Origin of the sequence: Streptomyces sp. NPDC050528 (assembly GCF_044457795.1) — a bacterium.
GTDB lineage: Bacteria > Actinomycetota > Actinomycetes > Streptomycetales > Streptomycetaceae > Streptomyces.
In genome coordinates, this window is the sequence record NZ_JBITHH010000011.1 from 152356 (window position 1) to 174046 (window position 21691).

The following is a 21691-nucleotide window of genomic DNA, read 5'->3' on the forward strand; positions in this document are numbered from 1 at the left end:
GAACAACGGGGGAAACACCATGCTGTCAACGAAGCGGCGCCTGACCGGCGTTGTCCTGGGCTCCCTGCTCGCGCTCGGCGGGACGGCCGCGGTGCCGGCCGCCGCGCAGACACCGGCGCGGGCCGCGTGCGGCATCGCCGTGAACGAGGCCCACATCTACCAGCGTTGGAGCGCGCTCGGTGGGGCGAGCGGTTGGCTCGGGTGTCCGACCACCGGCACCAGGGACGTGTACCTGAACGGCGCCTACGCCGGGAAGCGCCAGTACTTCACCTACGGCACCGCCACCTGGTCGCCGCGCCAGGGCTCCAACATGGTCGTCGCCGCGTGGGAGGACCGCGGCTACGCCTACTTCAACTGGGGCACCACCGCCCCGGAGCACCGCTACGACTCGTTCCTGGTCCGCTGGACGAGCGCCTCCGACCCCGGGGGCACCCAGCGGGAGTTCGGCGGCGGGACGGCCGGGCGGATCCGGGTGCTGGAGCGGAACACCGGCGCCTACGTCTTCACCGTCGAGGGGTGCGACATCGGGACCTTCGGTCACACCTGCCGGCAGGGCTGGACGTTGAGGGCGAGCACGCCCAACTGACCATCCACCTCGGGGGAATGAGGCTGGAGGGGTGCGCACACCGGATATGTGGACCGGGTGCACATCCCTCCAGTTCTCGCGGTCTTGCCGACAGGTACTACAGGTACTTCTTCAACTCCCGCCGCGCCAGCGACCGTTGGTGCACCTCGTCCGGGCCGTCGGCCAGCATCAGGGTGCGGGCGCTCGCGTACAGCTCGGCCAGCGGGAAGTCCTGGCTCACCCCGCCCGCGCCGTGCAGCTGGATCGCCTTGTCGAGGATGCCGACCACCGTGCGGGGTGTGGCGATCTTGATGGCCTGGATCTCCGCGTGGGCGCCCTTGTTGCCGACCGTGTCCATCATCCAGGCCGTCTTGAGGACCAGCAGCCGTAGTTGCTCCACGGCGACCCTGGCGTCCGCGATCCAGTTGTGGACCACGCCCTGTTGGGCCAGCGCCTTGCCGAACGCCACGCGGGAGACGGCGCGTTGGCACATCAGCTCGATCGCCCGCTCGGCCATGCCGATCAGGCGCATGCAGTGGTGGATACGGCCCGGGCCGAGCCGTGCCTGGGCGATGGCGAAGCCGCCGCCCTCCTCGCCGATCAGGTTTGTCGCCGGCACGCGCGCGTGGTCGAAGATCACCTCGGCGTGGCCGCCGTGGGAGTGGTCCTCGTAGCCGAAGACCTGCATCGCGCGCTTGACCGTGACGCCCGGGGTGTCCCGGGGGACCAGGATCATGGACTGCTGGCGGCGGATGTCCGCGCCGTTCGGGTCCGTCTTGCCCATCACGATGAAGATCTTGCAGTCCGGGTTCATCGCCCCGGAGATGTACCACTTGCGGCCCGTGATGACGTAGTCGTCGCCGTCGCGCTCGATCAGTGTCGTGATGTTCGTGGCGTCGGAGGAGGCTACCTCCGGCTCTGTCATCGCGAATGCCGAGCGGATCTCGCCTGCGAGGAGTGGCTCCAGCCACTGCTTCTTCTGCTGCTCGTCGCCGAACTGGTAAAGCACTTCCATGTTGCCGGTGTCCGGGGCCGCGCAGTTCAGCGCGGTGGGCGCCAAGTGCGGGGAGCGGCCGGTGATTTCGGCCAGCGGGGCGTACTGGAGGTTCGTGAGGCCGGCGCCGTACTCGGAGTCCGGGAGGAAGAGGTTCCACAGGCCCTGCCTGCGGGCCTCCGCCTTCAACTCCCCTACGACAGCGGGGGTGTCCCACGGTGAGGCGAGCCGGGCGCGCTGTTCCTCGGCCACTGGCTCGGCCGGGTAGACGTACTCGTCCATGAAGGCCAGGAGCTTGGCGCGCAGTTCCTCGGTGTGTGCGTCGTACGCGAAGTCCATGGTGGATCAGCCTTCCTGAAGGGTGGTCAGGCCGTGCTCGATGAAGACGGGTACCAGTTCGCCGATGCGGTCGAAGCCGCGGCCGACCGTCTGGCCCAGGGTGTAGCGGTAGTGGATGCCCTCCAGGATCACGGCGAGCTTGAACCACGCGAATGCCGTGTACCAGGAGACCGCCGAGACGTCGCGGCCCGAGCGGGTGGCGTAGCGCTCGATCAGCTCGGCGGGTGTGGGGTGGCCGGGGGCCGAAGCGGTGGTGGAGATCGGAGAGTTGGGGAGGTCCAGCGGGATGCTGTACATCACCAGCAGGCCCAGGTCGGTGAGCGGGTCGCCGAGCGTGGACATCTCCCAGTCGAGGATCGCCTTGATCTTGTCGTCCTCGCCGATCAGGACGTTGTCCAGGCGGTAGTCGCCGTGCACGACGGCGGGGCTGGGGGAGGTGGGGAGTTGGTGGCCCAGGGCCGCGTGCAGCTCTTCGACTCCGGCCAGCTCGCGGTTGCGGGAGGCGTCCAACTGCTTGCCCCAGCGGCGGAGTTGGCGGTCCAGGAAACCCTCGGGGCGGCCGAAGTCCGCGAGGCCGACCTGGGAGGGGTCCACCGCGTGCAACTCGACCAGGGTGTCGACCAGTTCGAGCACCGCGCCCCGGGTGCGGTCGGGGCCGAGCGGGGCGAGGTCGTCCGCCGTGCGGTACGGGGTGCCCTCCACGAACTCCATGACGTAGAACGGGGCTCCGAGTACCTCGTCGTTCTCGCAGAGGAGGATGGGGTTCGGTACCGGGACGTTCGTCGGGTGCAGGGCGCTGATCACGCGGTGCTCGCGCTTCATGTCGTGCGCGGTGGCCAGGACGTGGCCGAGCGGGGGGCGCCGTACGACCCACTTCGCGGTGCCGTCGGTGACCGCGTAGGTGAGGTTCGACCGTCCGCCCTCGATCAGCCGGCCGGACAGGGCGCCGGTCACCAGACCGGGCCGCTCGCGGTCGAGCAGACCGCGCAGGCGGTCGAGATCGAGTCCGGGCGGGTGGTCGGGGCTCATACATCACTCCTGTGAATGGAGGAACACGTCTTCCCCCATCATGCCGACCGGTCGGTATGTCGTCCAGTAGGGGAGCGGAACGTGCAACGTGATCGGGGCCACGATAAGCCGACAGCTCCCCGCGCTGGGCGACGGGGAGCTGTGCGTCGGTGGTTCCGGGGGGTTTCCCGTTGCGGATGTCCGCTCAGTGGTCGTCCCAGTGGCCCTCGTGCAGGGCGTGGCGGTGGCCGTCGTGGACGTAGTCGACGTGGTCGCCGTGCAGGACGCTCTCGTGGCCGCAGTCCTGGCCGTGCTGGTGCGCGTGTTCCTGGTGGGCGACGTGGGCGCCCGGCTCGCACTCGTCCCAGTGGCCGCCGTGCTCGCGGTGCAGGTGGCCGTCGTGGGCGTAGTCGACGTGGTCCCCGTGCGGCACCGCGGGGTGGCCGCAGTCCGGGCCGTGTGTGTGGGCGTGGGAGTTGTGCTCCAGGTGAAGGGTGGTCATGGTGCTCACCTTCGGAAGTGCGGGCGATGACGTCGGACAGGGTGCCACGGGAAACGGGCATATCGGGTGAACCGGGGTTTGTTCGCCCGCAGGTGTGTTGTGGGGTCGGGGTCGTGGCGGTACGGCGAGCCCGCCGCCGGTCGGGCCCTTTGGTTTCTCGCCATGGTTGAACGGGTTGGTGCCGGCTGAGCGGCGGGCTGCGCCGTACCGCCACGACCCGCTCCCGTCTCGTCGGCGGCTGCGGGTGCGGGTGCGTGGGCCGTTCCGAGCCCCTCAATACACAAGTGCCGCCGCGCATACCGCCACGGCCACCGTGCACAGCACTGCCGCGGTGGCGTGGCGTGGGGACAGGGCTGGAGGGATGCCGCCTGCGGCGAGGGTGCGGATGCGGTGGTGGGCGATCGTCAGGAAGCCGAGCCACAGGGCGCAGCAGAGGGTGCAGATGATGATTCCCTCTGCGCGTACTCCGCCGTGCAGGGACGCCTTCATCGCCAGGACCGCGGCTACCGTGCTCGACAGGGTCGTACGGCGCCAGGCCAGGCGGGTGCGTTCGGGTTGGAGGCCCGGGTCGCGGTCCGGGGTCGGGGGGCGGGTCATCCGGCCCAGCCGGCCAGGACTACTACGACCATCGCCACGGCCACGATCGCTACGGCGATGCTCAAGAGGGCGGGGAAGCGGGAGACCGGGAGGTCCTCGCCCCTGCGCATCGCCCGTTCGCAGCGGACCCAGTGGTTGACCGCGCGGAGGGAGCACAGGACGCCGGCCGCCAGGAGTGCGAGTGCCAGACCGGCTCGCCAGGCCCAGCGCAGGTGTGGCAGGAACTGGTCCACCGCGAAGCCCCCGCCGATCAATGCGAGGGCGGTGCGCAGCCAGGCCAGGAAGGTGCGTTCGTTCGCCAGTGAGAAGCGGTAGTCGGGGGTTGCGCCTTCCTCGCCGATCTCCTGGGGTGCGAACCACAGTCGGACGTTCCGTGCAAAATCGATCACGGGCAGGACCCTATCCGGCCGTTTCCTGCCGGTGCGCCTTGAGGCGGGCGTAGGCCGCCAAGCCGTCCGGTACCCATTCCCAGTCGTTCAGCCGTCGCTCGATCTCGCCCTCGTCGAGGAAGTCGTGCCAGGCGACCTCCTCCACCTGTGGGCTGACCGGCACGTCGCAGCGCACCTCGTACACCGCCGACCACCAGGTCTGGCCGGCGCCGTCGTCGTACAGGAACTTGAAGAGGAAGGTGGGGCGGGGCAGGCCGTCGACGCCGAGTTCCTCCTCTGCCTCGCGCAGTGCCGCGTCGTCGTAGGACTCGCCCGCTCCCACCACTCCGCCGACGAACATGTCGTAGAGGGACGGGAAGACGAGTTTGGTGGGGGTGCGGCGGTGGATGAAGACGCGGTCGTGTGCGTCGCGGGTCTGGATGAAGACCGCTCGGTGGCGTAGGCCCTGCGCGTAGGCCTCGCCTCGGGGGGATTGGCCCACGACATGGTCCTGCTCGTCGACGATGTTGAGGATTTCGTCAGCCGGGTTCATGCCCTCATCAAAACAGGGGGCAGGCAGGTTGTCTCAGTGCGGCTGGAGGGCCGGGGTCTGCTTCGGCTTTGTTGTGCCGCGGGGCATTGCGGGGTGCATGCCCAGGAGCAGGATGCCTACGACGATTCCGGCCAGGCCTGCCGCCTCCCAGGCCAGGGCGCCGGTGTCGGCGCGGAGCCTGTCGCCCAGGAAGCCCACTCCGCAGATGATGCCGGCCAGTGGCTGGGCCGCGGTGAGGGCCGGGAGGGACATGCGGAGGGGAGCTGTTTCGAAGGCGCTCTGGACCAGGACCAGGCCGGTCACGCCGAGCGCGAGCACGCCGTACGGCTGCCAGCCCGTGAGGAGTTCGGTGAGGCCGCCCTCGGTGAAGCGCTGGCCGCTGACGCGGGTGAGGGCGTCCTGGACGCCGTAGAGGAGGCCGGCCGCCAGGGCCAGGAGGACCGGGGCCGAGCTGAGGCGGGAGCGTTTGGCGTACGTCGTGAGGAGGAGGGCCAGGCCCACCATGACGCCGATGATCAGCCAGTGGCGGAAGGGGTCGGTGACCGCCGTGCCGCTGCGTGGTTCGCCCGCGACGATGAACGTCGTGACGCCGCCCGCCAGGAGTGCCAGGCCCGTCCAGCCCTGGCGGCCCAGGGGTTGTCGGGTTTGCTTGCGGGAGAGGGCCAGGGCGAAGAGGAGGTTCGTCGCGAGGAGGGGTTCCACCAGGGAGACCTCGCCCTTGCTGAGCGCTATCGCGCCCAGCACCATGCCCGCGATCATCAGGCCGATGCCGCCGAGCCAGCGCGGTACCCGCATCAGGTCGAGGAGCAGTCTGGGGGAGAGGAAGTCGCTCAGGGGTGCCTGCTGGGCCACGTTCTGCTGGAGCACGAACCCGAAGCCGAGGCAACAGGCCGCGCTCACGGAGAGCATCAGAACCAGTAGGGACACGCTGCGTACCTCGATCGTCAGGCCGGGCTACGGGGTGCGTTGGGGCGACTGTAGCTCCCCAGGGCCCGGCTTGCCCCCGGGAGTCCCGGAAGCGGGCGGTTGACCCGGTCACGATGCTCTGACGACCGTGGGCACGATCGGAGGCTGCGGCGGGACCGTGCTGCCATCGTCCGCCGTCGTGCGCCCGAGCGCCATGGCCTACGCCACACCGGTGACCCGTGAACGGTTGGCAGCGTACCGTCCCGGGTAGGGGGTTGAGCCACAAGTGCCGCTTCTGTAAGGGAAGTTGACAGGTGTAACAACGGTTCGGCACTTGACGTGAAGTATTGGTGGAGGGTTTGCTGTGCGTGATCGGCCGATGGCAGGCCGATGTCCCGCAGCGTCGCGTGAGGATCGTGAGGAATACCCGGGTGTCCCCACCCCCGCCACCCCTCGGACGCCGCCACAAGCGCGCCTCCCAGGCCTTCGACGCCGCGCTCGACGACACTGAACTCGTCGCCGCGCGGGCCGCGTTGGCCCAGGGCCGCTGGCAGGCGGTGCGTGGTCTGCTCGCCCAGACGGGCGACGACTGGGACGCCCGCGCCCACCGCGTCACCGTCCTCGCCCTGGAGTCCTACACCGCCGCCTGGGCCCGCGACTGGCTGCTCGCCGAACCCGAGTCCGGTGACGCCTCCGTGCTGCTCGCCCTGGCCCTGGTGCAGCGCACGCTGGCGGGCAAGGAGAAGCCCGTGCGTGCTCGTGAGGCCTGCCGTACGGCCTCCGCGCGGCTGCCCGACGATCCGACGCCCTGGCTCGGACTGCTCCTTCTGGAGCACACCCTCGGGACCGACGAGGGTGTGGTCCAGCTCTTCGACGAGGTTCGCCATCGGTACGCCGACCATCACCACGCGCACCATCTGATGGTGGCCCGGCTCGCCGAACGCCGTGCCGACGCGGGCGTCGACCCGCTGCACGAGGTCTACGACTTCGCCTACTGGGCCTCCGAACAGGCCCCCGCCGACTCCCCGCTCGCCATCCTGCCGGTCATCGCGCACGCCGAGCGCTACCGCGTACTCGCCGCCGCCGGCCTCGAACCCGCCGACCCGGCCGCCTCCGGGCACTGGACCGGACGCCGGGCCCGGCAGGTCATGAAGGCCGCCTTCGACTGGTGGCTGGAGTGGGAGCACGAAGGTCATCCGCGCCGCCTGGTCGACCTCAACTTCCTTGCCCACGCGAAGTGTTGCGAGGGCCGAAGTGCCGAGGCCGCCGCCCTGTTCCATCGCATCGGGGAGCATCCGACCCCGGCCCCGTGGTCCTACCCGGACCGTGACCCGCTCACCGCCTTCCGTGCCGCCCGCGACAGCGCGCTCGGGACGTCGTAACGCCGTCGTATCGATGAAACGCATCCGTCGCGACGCCTCCGTCGCGAAGCAACGCACCCGCACCGATGAAACGAACCCGTAGCAACGCCCCCGTAGCGACCCCGAAAGGACGTTCCCGCCATGACGACGGGCAGTTCCAGTACGAGCAGCGCCACCTCGGACGGCGGAGGTAGCGGCACCGGTATCAGCACGTTCAGGGGGCAGGAGCGCGCGCTGCGTGCCGACCGCCTCGGCACCGGGGGGCTGCTGCTCTCCGTGCTCGCCGCCACCGCCCCTCTCATGGTGGTTGCGGGTGTCATGCCCACCACATTTGCGGTGATGGGGATCGAAGGGCAGCCGCTGCTCTTCGTCCTTCTCGGCGTCGTCCTCGTCCTCTTCAGCGTCGGGTACGCCGAGATGAGCCGGCACGTCCACAACGCGGGCGCCTTCTACGCGTACATCTCCCGCGGTCTCGGCGGCACCGCCGGCGCGAGCGCGGCCCTGGTGGCGCTCGTCGCGTACAACGCCCTCCAGGTCGGCATCTACGGCATCTTCGGCTTCGAGGTCTCGGGGCTGTTCTCCACCTACGCCCATCTTCAAGTGGCCTGGTGGATACCGGCGTTGGTGGCCGTGGCCGTCGTCGGCGGACTCGGCTGGCTGAAGATCGACGTCAACGCGCGCGTGCTCGGCGTTCTGCTGATCGTCGAGGTCGCGCTCGTCGTCATCTTCGACATCGCGGCCGTCGCCGACCCGGCCAAGGAGGGCCTGTCCCTGCACGCCTTCAACCCGGACACCCTCAGCGGCGCCGGCGTCGGCACCGCCCTGTGCTTCTGCATCGCCGCCTTCCTCGGCTTCGAACAGGCCCCGGTCTACGCCGAGGAGACCAGCCGCCCGCACATCCTCGTGCCGCGCGTGATGTTCCTCGCCGTCGGTGGCGTCGCCGTCTTCTTCGCGCTCAGCTGCTGGGCGCTCACCGTCGCGACGGGGCCCTCGCAGATCGTCGGCGTCTCCCAGAAGCAGAGCGCCGGACTGCTCTTCTACCTCACCGAGTCGCGGCTCGGCGGCACCTTCACCGACGTGCTCCACGTCCTGTTCGTCACCGGCATGTTCGCGGCGATGCTCAGCTTCCACAACGTCGTCGCCCGCTATGCCTTCGCCATGGGCCGCGAGGGCCTGCTGCCGTCCGCGTTCGGCCGTACGACGGGCTCCAGCGGTGCGCCCGGCACCGGCTCGCTGCTCCAGACCGCCGTGTCCGCGGTGATCGTGGTCGTCTTCGCGATCGTCGACGACAAGCCCACCGGGGACCCGACCGAGCCGGTCCTGCACCTGTTCACCTGGTTCGGCAACATCGGCGCGCTCGGCGTGATCCTGCTGATGGCCGCGGCCTCCCTCTCGGTGATCGTCTTCTTCGCCCGCCGCGGCTCCGCCGGCGCCCAGGCCTGGCGGCTGGTCACCTCCGCGCTGGCCGGTATCGCGCTCGTCGTGATCGCCGTCTACACGGTCAAGGACTTCGACGTCCTGGTCGGCGCGGGCCCCGGTTCGTCCCTGAGCTGGATCCTGCCCGGCATCGTCGTCCTGGCCCTACTCGTCGGCCTGGCCCAGGGGCTGTTCCTGCGCGCCCGCAACCCCGAGGCGCACGCCCGCATCGGGCTCGGCAACGAGGCGTTCCAGCTGGAGAAGGCGGCCGGGGAGGCGTCGTAGCGCATCCGCGTTCTTGGAGGGATCTCTGAGAAGCACGTAAGAAGTGGTTACGGAAGTCTGACGGGCACCCGCTATCCCTGGCCGCGCCGGGGTCGCGGGTGTTCGAATGACTGGGTGAAACCTGAACCGACCGAGCCCGATCCACCCGAGGAGGAGAAGGCTGAGGGCCGGCCGCTCGGCCGCCGGGTCCTCCTCGGCACTCTCGGTCTGGGCGCCCTCGGTGTCGTCACCGCGCCCGCCCTCCAGAAAGGCATGGAGGGGTTCCTCGGCGCGATGTCCGGCAAGGACCCCACCGGGCTGACCGGACTGCTCCCGAACGGCGGCGGCTTCCGCTACTACTCGGTCACCGGGTCCGTGCCGAACAAGAACGCCGAGAACTACCGGCTGACCGTCGACGGCCTGGTCGACAAGCCGACGTCCTACACCCTGGCCGACCTGCGCGCGCTGCCGCAGACCCGGCTGGTCAAGGACGTCCAGTGCGTCACCGGCTGGCGGGTCCCCGGGACCCCCTTCGAGGGGGTGCGCCTGTCCCGGCTCCTGGACGCGGCGGGAGTGCGTGCAAAGGCCGGGGCGGTGCGCTTCACCTGCTTCGACGGCGCCTACACGGAGAGCCTGACCATCGAGCAGGCCCGGCGCTCGGACATCCTGGTCGCGCTGCGCATGCAGGACAAGCCCCTCGGCCACGACCACGGCGGCCCGGTCCGCCTCTACGTGGCTCCCATGTACTTCTACAAGTCCGCCAAGTGGCTCTCCGGCATCACGGTCACCGAGCATGTGAAGCCCGGCTACTGGGAGGATCGGGGCTACGACGTCGACGCCTGGGTCGGCAAGTCGAACGGACGCGACGATGACCCTACGAGCTGAAGCCCAGCCCCCGCAGACGGAACCGTCGGCCCGCGTCCGCCGCTTCGGCCGCACCGAGCGCTGGGTGCACCGGACCACGGCCGCGCTGATGGGCATCTGCGTGGCCACGGCGGCCTGTCTGTACATCCCGGAGTTCGCCGAGCTGGTCGGCCGCCGTGAACTCGTCGTCCGCATCCACGAGTTGGCCGGGGTCGCGCTGCCTGTTCCGGTGCTCTTCGGCCTCTTTTCCCGCGGCTTCCGCGTCAACCTCGGTTTCCTGAACCGCTTCGGCCCGCACGACCGGGTCTGGTTGCGCGGCGCCCTGGTGCGCGACAAACGCCGATCGGCGCGCCCGGCGGGCAAGTTCAACGCCGGCCAGAAGATCTACGCCAACTGGATCGCCGGCGCCAGCCTGGTCATGCTCGGCACGGGTCTGATGATGTGGTTCACCCACCTCACCCCGATCATGTGGCGCACCAGCGCGACCTTCGTCCACGACTGGCTCGCCCTCACGATCGGCATCGTGCTGGGCGGACACATCGGCATGGCACTTGGGGATCCGGAGGCCAGGGCGGGGTTGCGCACGGGCTCGGTCAGCCGGGACTGGGCCAAGCGCGAACACCCGCTCTGGAAGCCGTAGTTGGGGCCTTGGGGTGACATGCCGGTCGCTCGGCTCAGCCCCCGAAGTCCAGCAGCACCTTGCACGACCGGCTCCGGTCCGCCGCCAGCGCGAACGCCGATTCCGCCTCCCGCACCGGCACCACCGCGCTGACCAGGGCGTCGAACGCGGGCTCCACGGCGAGGAGTTGGAGCGCGTCGTTGAACTCCTCGTCGAAGCGGAACGCGCCCCGGAGCTCGATCTCCCTGCTGACGACCAGGTTTCCGGCGAACGGACTCTGCCCCGGCGGCAGCATCCCGAGCTGCACGACGACCCCGCCCCGCCGCACGAGCCGCAGGCAGGTGTCGAGTCCGGCCGCGACCCCGGACGCCTCGATGGCGACGTCCACCTCGGACGGCCACCCGGAGTCGTCCAGGTCGTCGGCCCGTACGACGGTGTCGGCGCCGGCCGCCGTGGCGTACTCAAGTGCCGCCGGGAGCAGGTCGGTTACCGTCACGTGGGCCGCGCCGGCCGCCTTCGCCGCCGCGACGACCAGACAGCCGATCGGGCCCGCGCCGGTGACCAGGACATGGCGTCCGGTCACGTCCCCGGCGCGTCGTACGGCGTGCAGGGCGACGGAGAGCGGTTCGGCGAGGGCGGCCCGGCGCAGCTCCAGGCCCGCCGGGATCGCCCTCAACTGCTCGGCAGGGAGCGTGACTTGGGCCGCGAAACCGCCCTGTACGTGCGGGTAGCGGGCCGCGCTGCCCAGGTACGCGGTGTCCCGGCAGACGTTCCGGCGACCGTCCACGCACTCGGGGCAGACCCCGCACGGCGTGGCCGGGTGCACGGCAACCGCCGTACCGGGGACGGGACCTGTGGCCCCGGGGCCGTAGGACACGACCGTGCCGACCACCTCGTGGCCGAGCAGCATCGGTTCCTTGAGGCGGAAGTCGCCGACGCCGCCGTGGCGCCAGTAGTGGAGGTCGGAGCCGCAGACGCCGCCGTAGCGGACGGCGACCAGGGCCTGGCCGGGGCCGGGCTCCGGGACCGTCAACTCGTCGACCCGCAGGTCATCCTGACCATGAATCACACAACCCAGCATGTCTGGACTCCCGTTCTCTACAGCACGCTCGTCATGCCGCCGTCGACGTACAAGATCTGTCCGCTCACGAAGTCCGCGGCGGGGGACGCCAGGAACAGCACCCCGCCCACCAGGTCCTCCGTGCGGCCCCAGCGTCCTGCCGGGGTCCGCTTGCGCACCCAGGCGCTGAACTCCTCGTCCTGGACGAGGGGTTGAGTCAGTTCCGTCTCGATGTAGCCGGGGCCGAGACCGTTGACCTGGACGCCGCGCGGGCCCCAGTCCGCGCACATGCCCTTGGTGAGCATCTTCAGGGCGCCCTTGGTGGCCGCGTAGGGCGCGATGCCGGGGCGCACCACCTCGCTCTGCAGCGAGCAGATGTTGATGATCTTCCCGTGGCCGCGTTCCGTCATCCGGCGGGCCGCCTCACGGCCGACCAGGAACGCGCTGGTGAGGTTGGTGTCGATGATGCGATGCCAGTCGGAGTCGGTGAACTCCAGCAGCGGGGCGCGCAGTTGCATGCCCGCGTTGTTGACCAGGATGTCGAGCGGGCCGACCCGGTCCTCAACGTCCTTGATTCCGGCGGCCACTGACGGACCGTCGGTCACGTCGAAGGCCGCCGTGTGGACATCGCCGGACAGCTCGGCGGCGGCCTTGGTGAGACGTTCGCCGTCCCGGCCGTTCAGGACGACCGTGCAGCCGGCCTCCAACAGGCCCTGGGCCAGGGCGAGTCCGATGCCCCGGCTGGAACCGGTGACCAGGGCCGTACGGCCACTGATGTCGAAGAGAGGATGACTCATTCCCGTACCCCTAGATGATCAGCGAGAGGAGGAGGACCAGTCCGCCGGCGACGACCGAGATGATCGTCTCCATGACGGACCAGGTCTTGAGGGTCTGGCCGACGCTCAGGCCGAAGTACTCCTTCACCAGCCAGAAACCGGCGTCGTTGACATGGCTGAAGAAGACCGAGCCCGCGCCGATCGCCAGCACGAGCAGGGCGGTGTGGGTGGTCGACATGTCGGCGGCCAGCGGGGCGACCAGACCGGCCGCCGAGATCGTGGCCACCGTCGCCGAACCGGTCGCCAGCCGGATCGCCACCGCGATCAGCCAGGCCAGCAGCAGCGCCGGGATCGACCAGTCCTTGGAGATGTCCAGGATCATCTGGCCGACACCGGAGTCGATCAGCGTCTGCTTGAAGCCGCCGCCCGCGCCGACGATGAGCAGGATGCCCGCGATCGGCATCAGGCCCTTCTCGACGGTCGTGGAGAGGCGCTCCTTGGTGAAGCCCGCCGGGCGGCCCAGCGTGAACATGCCGACGATGACGGCCGCGAGGAGCGCGATCAGCGGCGAGCCGATGACGTCGAAGACGCGCTGCACGGTGTGCGTGGGGTCGTCGATGATGATGTCGACCAGGGCCTTGGAGAGCATCAGCACGACCGGCAGCAGGATCGTGGCGAGGGTCGCGCCGAAGCCGGGACGGTTCTTCACGTCCTCGGACGGGCGGGCCGGGAGCATCCGCTCGGGGGCCTGGACGTCCACCCAGCGGGCGGCGACCTTGGAGAACAGCGGGCCCGCGATGATCACGGTCGGGATCGCGACCAGGACGCCCAGCGCCAGGGTCAGACCGAGGTTGGCCTTCACCGCGTCGACGGCGACCAGCGGGCCGGGGTGCGGCGGGATCAGCGCGTGCATGACCGACAGGCCGGCGAGGGCCGGGACGCCGATGCGCATGAGGGAGTAGTTGCCGCGCTTGGCGACCATCAGCACGACCGGGATCAGCAGCACGATGCCGACCTCGAAGAACAGCGGCAGCCCGATCACCGAGGCGATCAGGACCATCGCCCACGGCATCGACCGGGGGCTCGCCTTCGCGAGGATCGTGTCGACGATCTGGTCCGCGCCGCCCGAGTCGGCGAGCAGCTTGCCGAGGATCGCGCCCAGCGCGATCAGCACGCCCACACCGGCGACGGTCGAACCGAGCCCGGTGCTGAAACTGGTGATGACCTTGTCCAGCGGCGCCCCGGCGAACGCGCCGAGCGCGAGCGAGCCGATGGTCAGCGCCAGAAAGGCGTGCATCTTGAACTTGGTGATGAGCAGGACGATGACGGCGATGCCCGCCAGTACGGCGATGCCCAGCTGAGCGTGGCCGGCCGAGGTGATGGGCTCGACGGGGTCCGCTGCCAGCATCTCGACGCTGAGTCTGGTCACGGTGTTTCCTCGCGGATACGGGGGATGGGGTGGCAGGTGCCAACCGGATACAGGGGTGGGGCTTACGGGTACTAGGGGGTTGGCTCGGGGACCTGTTCGAGCGCGGTCATGGCCCGCTCGGCGATCTGCTCCGGGCTGCCGGTGACGTCCACGGCGACGCCCGCCTCGTCCGCCTCCAGCGGCTGGAGCGTGGCGAACTGCGAGTCGAGCAGCGCGGTCGGCATGAAGTGGCCGTGCCGGTGCGCCATCCGGTCCTCGATCAGCGCGCGGTCACCGGTGAGGTGCACGAAGACGACCCCAGGGGCCGCGGCGCGCAGCCGGTCACGGTACGACCGCTTCAGCGCCGAGCTGCTGACGACCCCGCCGAGCCCCGCGCGCCCGTGTGCCCAGTCACCGATGGCGTCCAGCCACGGCCACCGGTCCTCGTCGGTCAGCGGGACGCCGGCCGACATCTTGGCGATGTTGGCCTGCGGGTGGAAGTCGTCGCCCTCGGCGTACGGAACGCCGAGCCGGGCCGCGAGCAGGGGACCGATGGTGGTCTTCCCAGTGCCCGCCACACCCATGACCACGACGACATGGGGGGTACGCATGGCTGCCTCACTGTCTCCGTCGACACCTGATGTCGATCCCACTGAAACCGATTAGGTACGACGAATTCAAGAGTCTGTGACATATAAGTCTGACTTTTTGGTTCCGTGACGCGCCCCGTACGCTGAGTGCATGACCACTCCGGGCCGCGGGTTGCACGGCCGCGTACTCGACTCCCTGGGCCCCGCCATCACCGCGGGCGCCTACCCGCCGGGCAGTGTCCTGCGCACGGACGAGCTCGCCAAGGACTTCGAGGTCTCCCGCTCCGTGATGCGCGAGGCGGTCCGCGTCCTCGAATCCATGCACCTGGTCGAGTCCCGCCGCCGCGTGGGCGTCACCGTCCGCCCCAAGGCCGAGTGGAATGTCTACGACCCCCAGGTCATCCGCTGGCGCCTGGCCGGCGCCGACCGCCCGCAGCAACTGCGCTCACTGACGGTGCTGCGCTCAGCGGTGGAGCCGATCGCGGCGGGCCTGGCTGCCAAATTCGCCACGGCGGAGCAGTGCGCGGAACTCACCGAGTGCGCGATCGGCATGGTCGCCAACTCCCGTGGCCACAAGCTGGAGGCCTACCTCGTCCACGACGTGGCCTTCCACCGGGTGATCCTCGCCGCCTCCGGCAATGAGATGTTCGCCCGCCTCGGCGACGTCGTCACCGAGGTCCTCGCGGGCCGCACCCACCACGAGGTCATGTTCGAGGACCCCGACCCGGCCGCCGTCACCCTCCACGTCCAGGTCGCGGAGGCCGTCCGCGAGGGCGACGCGGCCCGCGCGGAGTCGCTGACCCGCGAGATCACGGTGGGCGCGCTTCAGGAACTGGACATCCTGGCGCCGTAGTTGTGCTGCGGGCGGCTGTAGTTGTTCTTAGTCGTCCAGGAACTCCCCGTCCAGATACACCCAAGCTCCGTCGACCCGCTCGAACCGGCTCCGCTCATGAATCGCGCCGCCCTGGTACGAGGCCCGGAACGTCACGGTCCCTGCGGAGTGGAACGCCGACCCGCCGGTCTTGTCGATGATCTCCAACCCCGTCCACCGCATCCCCGGGTCGAGTTCGAGGGGAGCGGCGGGACGCGCCCGAGGGTGCCAGGTGCGCAGCAGGTAGGGCGCGTCCAGCCGCACGAAGGCGGCGTAGCGGGAGCGCATCAGGGCCTCGGCGGTGGGAGCGGCGGCGCCGGAGTGGTACCGGCCGCAGCACTTCTCGTAGGGGTCGGGGAGGCCGCAGGGGCAGGTGGGGCGTGGGGTCATGGGCATATTGTGCCGGGGCTACGTTCGCGGGCGCTCAGGGGTGACGCGGAGTGGCAGCCGGACGTAGGCGTCCTCGGGCAGCCTCACCTCCTTCTCGCGGGTGAGAGTCGCGCAGGCCAGGAGTGGCAGCGGCTCGCGGTCAGGAGCGTCGGTGTCCTCGTACGCGGGTGCCGCACCGATGAACTCCACGAGGAGGGCGCCGGTGACCCGGGTCCCGATCTGCCGCACGAAGTTCGCCGGGAGCGTCCACTCGACTCCCTGGTGCAGGATCCCGCCGGGACTGCGGTGCACTCTCTTGACGAACCACTCCTCGTCCCGCATCTGCGGCGCACTGCGCGCCCTCAGGTGGGCCGCGGCGGAGGTCATCGCGTTGATCTCGGGGAAGCCGGCCAGATCGGCCGTGAGCTTGCCGGCGGCCTCCAGGACGGGGCCGGCCGCCCGCAGGTCTCTGGCCAGGGTGTTCCGCCACGCCCGCTCGTCCGCCACCGGCGGCAGGTGGTACACGACGGCCTGGACATCCTTCACCCGCCAGCCGCTCATGGCCGGGAACAGCAGCGTGACCTTCACGGACGGCGCCTCGCCCTCCGTGTACCCGAGCGACCACACGTAGAGATACCCGGTGAAAGGGCGCGCGGTGTCCGGTCCCGTCGCGAACATCTGCTCCAGCGGGACGGATTGCGGCTCGGTCTCCCCGTAGACCTCCAGCCACTCACCCGTCTCCGCGAAGCCCCGGCTCCATGCGGCTGCCATGACCTCACCCCCGTGAAGTCACTTGATACTCCGTCAGCTCCCCACCCGCAACGGAACCGACACCTCAGACCGCGATCCCCGTCTCCGCCGAAGGCATCGGCGGCAACGCCCCCCGATACACCCACGCGTCGAAAAGCTGGTCCAACGGCTCGGACGTGAACCGGGACGCGTGGGACGTGAACGTCGCTGTCGTCACCGTGCCGTTGCGGTGCTGGTTGGCCCAGCCGCGCAGCATGCGGAAGAACGCGATGTCGCCCAGCGCGCAGCGGACCGCATGGACGGTGACGCCGCCGCGTTCGTAGAGGCGGTCGTCGAACATGGACTTGCGGCCGGGGTCGGCGAGCCGCAGGTCCTGGGGGAGCGTGGAGAGCAACCGGTGTGCGGCGGCGGCGTGTTGATGGGCCGTACGGCCGCCCGAGCGCTCGGACCACAGCCACTCCGCGTACTTGGCGAAGCCCTCGTTCAGCCAGATGTGGCGCCAGTCGGCGATGGAGACACTGTTGCCGAACCACTGGTGGGCCAGCTCATGCGCGACGAGCCGTTCCGAACCCCGGGCGCCGTCAACGTGGTTGGCGCCGAACAGCGACAACCCCTGTGCCTCGACGGGGACATCGAGCTCTTCCTCGGTCACGACGACCGCGTACTCGTCGAAGGGGTACGGCCCGAAGATGTCCTGGAACAGCTCCATCATCGCGGGCTGTCGCGCGAAGTCCCTTGAGAATTCGGGGAGTAGGTCGGAGGGGATGTGTCCGTGCTGGGGGACCCCGCCCAGACCCGGGTCGCCCAGCAGCACCGTCTGGTACTTCCCGATCGACAGGCCGACCAGATAACTCGACGTCGGCGCCGACTGCTCGTACACCCAAGTGGTCGTAGAAGCCTTGGTGGTTCGGGTCAGCAAACGCCCGCCCGCCACCACCGCGTACGCCGACGGCGTCGTGATCGAGATCTGGTACGACGCCTTGTCCGCCGGGCGGTCGTTGCACGGGTACCAGGACGGCGCCCCGATCGGCTGGCTCGCCACCAGCGCGCCGTCGGTCAACTCCTCCCAGCCCAGGCCGCCCCAGGGGCTGGCGACCGGCTTCGGGTTGCCCGACCAGTGCACCTCGACGGTGAACGCGGCACCCGCCCGCAGCGGCTTCGCCGGTCGCACCCGGAGGCGGCCGCCGCGGTGCGTGTAGTGCGGCTGGCGGCCGTCCACCCGGATCCGGCCGATCTTGAAGTCGCCCAGGTTCAGCTGGAATTCGGGCAGCGGCGCACGGCCCGCTATGGCGTTGATGCGCGCTGTGCCGGACAGGCGGTTGGGGCCGGGACGGTAGTCCAGCGCGAGCTCATAGCGATGCACCCGGTAGCGGGCATCGCCGTTTGCCGGGAAGTACGGGTCCGGACCTGCCGCCTGCTGAACGGTCACTGCTGCGTCTGCTCCCTGCGCTGTGCTCGTATCTCGTACCCGTGCACCGCCCTCCGAAGCCGACGCCGCGTGACCTGTGTTCAGGATCGCCATGACTCGATCGGATTGCCCAGCCAGCGGGTGTCGTCCGGGACGGACTCCCCCGCCATCACGAGTGACGCGGGCCCCAGAGTGGTACGGGCCCCGACCTCGCTGCCGGGCAGGACGATTCCGCCAGGACCCAGCGTCGCGCCCTCACGGAGGACCACAGTATCCGTCCGCAAGATCCGGTCGTGGAAGAGGTGGGTCTGGAGCACACAACCACGGTTGACTGTGGAAGCGTCCTCCAGGGTCACCAGGTCGGTCTCGGGCAGCCAGTAGCTCTCCACCCAGACACCCTTGCCGATGTGCGCCCCGAGCCCGCGCAGCCACGCCGTCAGCACCGGGGTGCCCGGCACGGAACCGGCCAGCCACGGCACCGCCACGACCTCGACGAAGGTGTCCGCCAGCTCGTTGCGCCACACGTAACCGCTCCACAGTGGGTGCTCGTTACCGCGGTGCCGACCCACGAGGGTCCACTTGGCCACGATCGAGATCAGCCCGGCCAGCGCGCCCATCGCCAGCAGCACGAGCCCCGACAGCAGCGGCGCCCACACCCCCAGCGCGCACAGCGCGGCGACCGTCAGCACGGCGAGACCCGCCGAGCAGAACACCGGCACGATCCGGCACAGCTCGACAAGACCGCGCGCCCACAGCAGCTTGGCCGGCGGGTCGTACGTCCGGCTCTGGTCGCCGCCGCTCGTGCTGCGCGGCAGCTTCACCGGCGGCAGGCCCAGGTACGACGTGCCCTTCTTCGCCTTCTTCGGCGTCGCCGACAGCACCCCGACGAGCCCGCCGTCCGGCACGCTCCGCCCGGGCGCGGTCATCCCGGAGTTCCCGAGGAACGCCCGCCGCCCGATCTCGGCCCGCCCGATGTGCACCCAGCCACCACCGAGTTCGTACGGCGCGGTCAGCGTGTCGTCGGCCAGGAACGCGCCCTCGCCGACCGTGGTCAGGCTCGGCAGCGCGAGCACGGTCGACACCTCGGCGCCGCGCCCGATCCGCATCCCGAGCAGCCGCAGCCACACCGGCGTGGCCAGCCCGGCGTACAGCGGGAACAGGGTCTCGCGGGACAGGTCCATCAGCTGCGTGACCGTCCACGCCTGCCAGCCGATCCGGCTGTGCGTCGGGTGCGTACCCTCGCGCAGGCCGAGGCTGAGCAGCCGTACACCGATCAGGATCAGCAGCGCGTACGTCAGGCCGAAGGCCAGCGTCGCCGGGACCAGCGCGACCGCCGCGCCCCGCAGGGCCGCGCCGAGACCGTCACCGGGCGGGATGAACGCGCTCGCCACTAGTAGCGCCACGGCACCGGAGACGACGGGGAGCATGGTGAGCGCGAAGCCCGTCACGCCGTACATCACCCGCCAGTACGTGCCGCGCTGCGGGCGCTCCTTGGGCCAGTTGCGCTTGGCCTTGCCGAGCTTGACCGCGGGCGCGCCCGCCCAGCGCTGGCCGGTCGGGACCGTGCCGGTGACGGCTGAACCCGGCGCCACCTCGGCCCGCTTGCCCACCCGGGCGCCGGGGAACAGCATGCTGCGCGTGCCGACGACGGCGTGTGCGCCGACCTTGACCGGGCCGATCTCCAGGCGGTCGCCGTCCAGCCAGTAGCCGGACAGGTCCACCTCGGACTCGACGGCGGCACCGCGGCCCAGCTTGAGCATGCCGGTGACCGGCGGGAGGGAGTGCAGGTCGACGTCCTGGCCGATCTTGGCGCCGAGGGCACGTGCGTACCGCTCCAGCCAGGACCCGGTCAGCCCGGTCGCCCCGCTGAACTCGGCCAGCCGCTCCGCCGCCCACAGCCGCAGATGGACGCTGCCACCACGGTCGTAGCGACCCGGCTTCACGCCGCGCAGCAGCAGGCGTGCACCGCCCGCGGCGATCGCGAGCCGGCCGGGCGGGCTGAAGAGCAGGAGGGCGCCCGCGGCGACCAGCCACCAGGAGGCGGTCGGCAGCCAGGCGTAGCCGTTCAGTACGTTGCCGAGCGCGGCCAGTGCCACGGTCCAGCGCAGGCCGACGAGGGTGAACAGGGGGACCAGCGCGAGGAGTTGGACCACCTTGGCGCGGGTCGGGACCGGCGCGATCACGCGCGCGGTGCCGTCGCCCTGCGCCGAGTCTTCGAGGTGGCGGGCCAACTTCCGCAGCGTCGGCTGCTGGTAGATGTCGAGGACGGCCGCGCTCGGGTACCGGGTGCGCAGTCGGGTCGTCAACTGGGCGGCGGCCAGGCTGCTTCCGCCGATCGCGAAGAAGTCGTCGGCCGCGCTGCTCACGGGGATGCCGAGCACCTCGGCCCACTGCTCCGCGAGCCAGGCCTCCGTGCCGTAGAGCTGCTCCTTGGCGCCGCCGGGCTCCAGACCTTCGAGCGGCCAGGGCAGCGCGTTGCGGTCGACCTTGCCGGAGGTGCGGGTCGGGAGGTCCTCGACCGGGGCGATCAACGGCACGAGGGCGGCGGGGAGTTCGGCCCGCAGCTTCTCCACGGCGGCGGCCTGGTCCCAGCCCTCCTGGGTGACGACATAGCCGACGAGGAGTTGGTTGCCGCTGCGTGCGGTGCGCACGGCGGCGGCCGCTCCGGCGACTCCGGGGAGTGCCTGGAGAGCCGCGTCGACCTCGCCCAACTCGATCCGGCGTCCGCCGAGTTTGATCTGCTCGTCTGCGCGGCCGAGGAAGATCAGCCCCTCGGGCTCGGCCTTGACCAAGTCGCCGCTGCGGTACGCCCGTTCCCAGCCGAGGGACTCAAGAGGCGCGTACTTCTCGGCGTCCTTCTCGGGGTCGAGGTAGCGGGCGAGACCGACCCCGCCGATCACCAACTGGCCGCTGCCGCCCATCGGTACGGGCACCCCGGCCTCGTCGACGACGGCCAACTCCCATCCGTTCAGGGGGAGTCCGATACGGATCGGCTCGTCGCCGGTCATCAGGGAAGCGCAGGCCACGACGGTCGCCTCGGTCGGCCCGTACGTGTTCCAGACCTCGCGGCCTTCGGTGACCAGGCGCTGCACCAGCTCGGGCGGGCACGCCTCGCCGCCGAAGATCAGCAGGCGTACGTCGTTCAGCGCCTCCGGCTCCCACAGGGAGGCCAGGGTCGGCACGGTCGAGACGACGCTGATGTCCTGGTCGACCAGCCAGGGGCCGAGGTCGGCGCCGCTGCGGACCTGGGAGCGGGGGACGGGCACCAGACAGGCGCCGTAGCGCCAGGCCAGCCACATCTCCTCGCAGGACGCGTCGAAGGCGACGGACAGCCCCGCCATGACCCTGTCACCCGGACCGATGGGGTCCTCGGTGAGGAACAGGGCCGCCTCGGCGTCCACGAAGGCCGCCGCGCTGCGGTGGGTGACGGCGACGCCCTTGGGCTTGCCGGTGGAGCCGGAGGTGAAGATGATCCAGGCGTCCTGCTCGACACCGGGCCGGGCGGCCGGCACCTCGCTGTGTCCGAGGACGGTCAGCGCGTGCTCGGCACCGATGACCGCGCGGACGTCGGCTTCGCCGAACACCAGCTCGGCCCGCTCGTCCGGGTCCTCGGCGTCGACGGGGACGTAGGCGGCACCGGCGGCGAGGACGGCGAGGATCGCGATGTAGAGGTCGTTGGTCCCGGAGGGCACGCGCACGCCGACCCGGTCGCCGAGGCCGACACCGGCCGCGGCCAGGGTGCGGCGCAGGGTCTCCACCTCGACGGCCAGCGCACGGTAGGTGAGGCGGACGGTGCCGTCGTCCAGGGCGAGCTCGTCGGGATACGACCGCACGGACGCGTCGAAGACGTCGACGAGCGTGCGGGCCGAGGCGGCCGGCGCCGCGGAGAAGCGTGCCGTATCGCCGAACTGTGTGCGGATCTCTTCGTCAAGCCCGAGAGCACTGCTCTCGTGTATGGCTGCCATCGGTCCTCGCGTCTCGAACCCGGACAACTCCGGGGTGCTGGCGGGCCCGCAGGTATGCCTGGGGTTGTCCGGCTCCAGCTCCGTTCCGTAACAAGCCGGAAATTTTAGTACGACGCTAGGCTCCGGGCCTGCCGACGG

21 protein-coding genes are annotated in these 21691 nt (G+C 70.5%); 6 read left to right on the forward strand and 15 right to left on the reverse strand.

What is annotated here, in order from left to right; all coding sequences use genetic code 11:
* Window positions 1-19: 19 nt before the first annotated feature.
* On the forward strand, window positions 20-586 hold the full coding sequence (locus ACIBK4_RS34105) for a hypothetical protein (RefSeq protein WP_399001046.1): 567 nt from the start codon (window positions 20-22) through the stop codon (window positions 584-586).
* Between the two features lie 97 nt (window positions 587-683).
* Here ACIBK4_RS34105 and ACIBK4_RS34110 read toward each other — a convergent pair whose 3' ends face one another.
* The 7 genes from ACIBK4_RS34110 to ACIBK4_RS34140 all read right to left on the reverse strand — a co-directional run bounded on the left by ACIBK4_RS34110 (window position 684) and on the right by ACIBK4_RS34140 (window position 5853).
* Window positions 684-1898 carry an acyl-CoA dehydrogenase family protein gene (locus tag ACIBK4_RS34110; protein ID WP_399001048.1) on the reverse strand — a complete coding sequence of 405 codons (1215 nt, stop codon included), beginning with the start codon at window positions 1896-1898 and terminating at the stop codon, window positions 684-686.
* A 6-nt stretch (window positions 1899-1904) separates the two neighbouring features.
* Window positions 1905-2927, reverse strand: coding sequence for a phosphotransferase family protein (locus tag ACIBK4_RS34115; RefSeq protein ID WP_399001050.1), 1023 nt, complete (start codon window positions 2925-2927; stop codon window positions 1905-1907).
* A 184-nt stretch (window positions 2928-3111) separates the two neighbouring features.
* Entirely contained in the window at window positions 3112-3408 is a 297-nt protein-coding gene (locus ACIBK4_RS34120) for a hypothetical protein (RefSeq protein ID WP_399001052.1), read from the reverse strand.
* A 273-nt stretch (window positions 3409-3681) separates the two neighbouring features.
* Window positions 3682-4005 carry a DUF202 domain-containing protein gene (locus tag ACIBK4_RS34125; protein WP_399001054.1) on the reverse strand — a complete coding sequence of 108 codons (324 nt, stop codon included), beginning with the start codon at window positions 4003-4005 and terminating at the stop codon, window positions 3682-3684.
* A complete protein-coding gene (locus ACIBK4_RS34130) occupies window positions 4002-4394 on the reverse strand; it encodes a YidH family protein (RefSeq protein ID WP_399001056.1) in 393 nt (130 codons plus the stop codon). Before ACIBK4_RS34130 ends, ACIBK4_RS34125 begins: the two co-directional genes overlap by 4 nt.
* 10 nt (window positions 4395-4404) lie before the next feature.
* Window positions 4405-4926 (reverse strand): NUDIX hydrolase, encoded by a 522-nt coding sequence (locus ACIBK4_RS34135; protein WP_399001058.1) that lies wholly within the window; start codon window positions 4924-4926, stop codon window positions 4405-4407.
* 33 nt (window positions 4927-4959) lie between these two features.
* Window positions 4960-5853, reverse strand: coding sequence for a DMT family transporter (locus ACIBK4_RS34140; protein ID WP_399001060.1), 894 nt, complete (start codon window positions 5851-5853; stop codon window positions 4960-4962).
* Between the two features lie 410 nt (window positions 5854-6263).
* Here ACIBK4_RS34140 and ACIBK4_RS34145 point away from each other — a divergent pair, with 410 nt between their 5' ends.
* The 4 genes from ACIBK4_RS34145 to ACIBK4_RS34160 all read left to right on the forward strand — a co-directional run bounded on the left by ACIBK4_RS34145 (window position 6264) and on the right by ACIBK4_RS34160 (window position 10377).
* Window positions 6264-7214 (forward strand): hypothetical protein, encoded by a 951-nt coding sequence (locus tag ACIBK4_RS34145; RefSeq protein ID WP_399001062.1) that lies wholly within the window; start codon window positions 6264-6266, stop codon window positions 7212-7214.
* 120 nt (window positions 7215-7334) lie between these two features.
* A complete protein-coding gene (locus ACIBK4_RS34150) occupies window positions 7335-8894 on the forward strand; it encodes an APC family permease (RefSeq protein WP_399001064.1) in 1560 nt (519 codons plus the stop codon).
* Window positions 8895-9008: 114 nt separating this feature from the next.
* Entirely contained in the window at window positions 9009-9758 is a 750-nt protein-coding gene (locus ACIBK4_RS34155) for a molybdopterin-dependent oxidoreductase (RefSeq protein WP_399001066.1), read from the forward strand.
* On the forward strand, window positions 9742-10377 hold the full coding sequence (locus ACIBK4_RS34160) for a cytochrome b/b6 domain-containing protein (RefSeq protein ID WP_399001069.1): 636 nt from the start codon (window positions 9742-9744) through the stop codon (window positions 10375-10377). The genes ACIBK4_RS34155 and ACIBK4_RS34160 overlap by 17 nt, the downstream gene beginning before the upstream one ends.
* 34 nt (window positions 10378-10411) lie before the next feature.
* Here ACIBK4_RS34160 and ACIBK4_RS34165 read toward each other — a convergent pair whose 3' ends face one another.
* The 4 genes from ACIBK4_RS34165 to ACIBK4_RS34180 all read right to left on the reverse strand — a co-directional run bounded on the left by ACIBK4_RS34165 (window position 10412) and on the right by ACIBK4_RS34180 (window position 14211).
* Entirely contained in the window at window positions 10412-11437 is a 1026-nt protein-coding gene (locus tag ACIBK4_RS34165) for an L-idonate 5-dehydrogenase (RefSeq protein WP_399001071.1), read from the reverse strand.
* 17 nt (window positions 11438-11454) lie between these two features.
* Window positions 11455-12213, reverse strand: coding sequence for an SDR family oxidoreductase (locus ACIBK4_RS34170; protein ID WP_399001073.1), 759 nt, complete (start codon window positions 12211-12213; stop codon window positions 11455-11457).
* Window positions 12214-12223: 10 nt separating this feature from the next.
* Window positions 12224-13621 (reverse strand): gluconate:H+ symporter, encoded by a 1398-nt coding sequence (locus tag ACIBK4_RS34175; protein ID WP_399001076.1) that lies wholly within the window; start codon window positions 13619-13621, stop codon window positions 12224-12226.
* A 71-nt stretch (window positions 13622-13692) separates the two neighbouring features.
* Complete coding sequence (locus tag ACIBK4_RS34180; protein WP_399001078.1) at window positions 13693-14211, reverse strand: gluconokinase; 519 nt, start codon at window positions 14209-14211, stop codon at window positions 13693-13695.
* Between the two features lie 130 nt (window positions 14212-14341).
* Between ACIBK4_RS34180 and ACIBK4_RS34185 the strand changes: the two genes are divergently transcribed.
* Window positions 14342-15043, forward strand: a complete 702-nt coding sequence (locus ACIBK4_RS34185) for a FadR/GntR family transcriptional regulator (protein WP_366436152.1) — start codon at window positions 14342-14344, stop codon at window positions 15041-15043.
* 27 nt (window positions 15044-15070) lie between these two features.
* Here ACIBK4_RS34185 and ACIBK4_RS34190 read toward each other — a convergent pair whose 3' ends face one another.
* From ACIBK4_RS34190 to ACIBK4_RS34205, 4 genes are all read right to left on the reverse strand, one after another.
* Window positions 15071-15451 (reverse strand): YchJ family protein, encoded by a 381-nt coding sequence (locus ACIBK4_RS34190; protein WP_399001080.1) that lies wholly within the window; start codon window positions 15449-15451, stop codon window positions 15071-15073.
* 18 nt (window positions 15452-15469) lie between these two features.
* The gene (locus ACIBK4_RS34195) at window positions 15470-16201 is read right to left on the reverse strand and encodes a hypothetical protein (RefSeq protein WP_399001082.1); all 732 of its coding nucleotides are present in this window, start codon (window positions 16199-16201) and stop codon (window positions 15470-15472) included.
* A gap of 64 nt (window positions 16202-16265) precedes the next feature.
* Window positions 16266-17609 carry a M1 family metallopeptidase gene (locus tag ACIBK4_RS34200; RefSeq protein ID WP_399001084.1) on the reverse strand — a complete coding sequence of 448 codons (1344 nt, stop codon included), beginning with the start codon at window positions 17607-17609 and terminating at the stop codon, window positions 16266-16268.
* 80 nt (window positions 17610-17689) lie between these two features.
* The gene (locus ACIBK4_RS34205) at window positions 17690-21553 is read right to left on the reverse strand and encodes a Pls/PosA family non-ribosomal peptide synthetase (RefSeq protein WP_399001086.1); all 3864 of its coding nucleotides are present in this window, start codon (window positions 21551-21553) and stop codon (window positions 17690-17692) included.
* Window positions 21554-21691 lie beyond the last annotated feature (138 nt).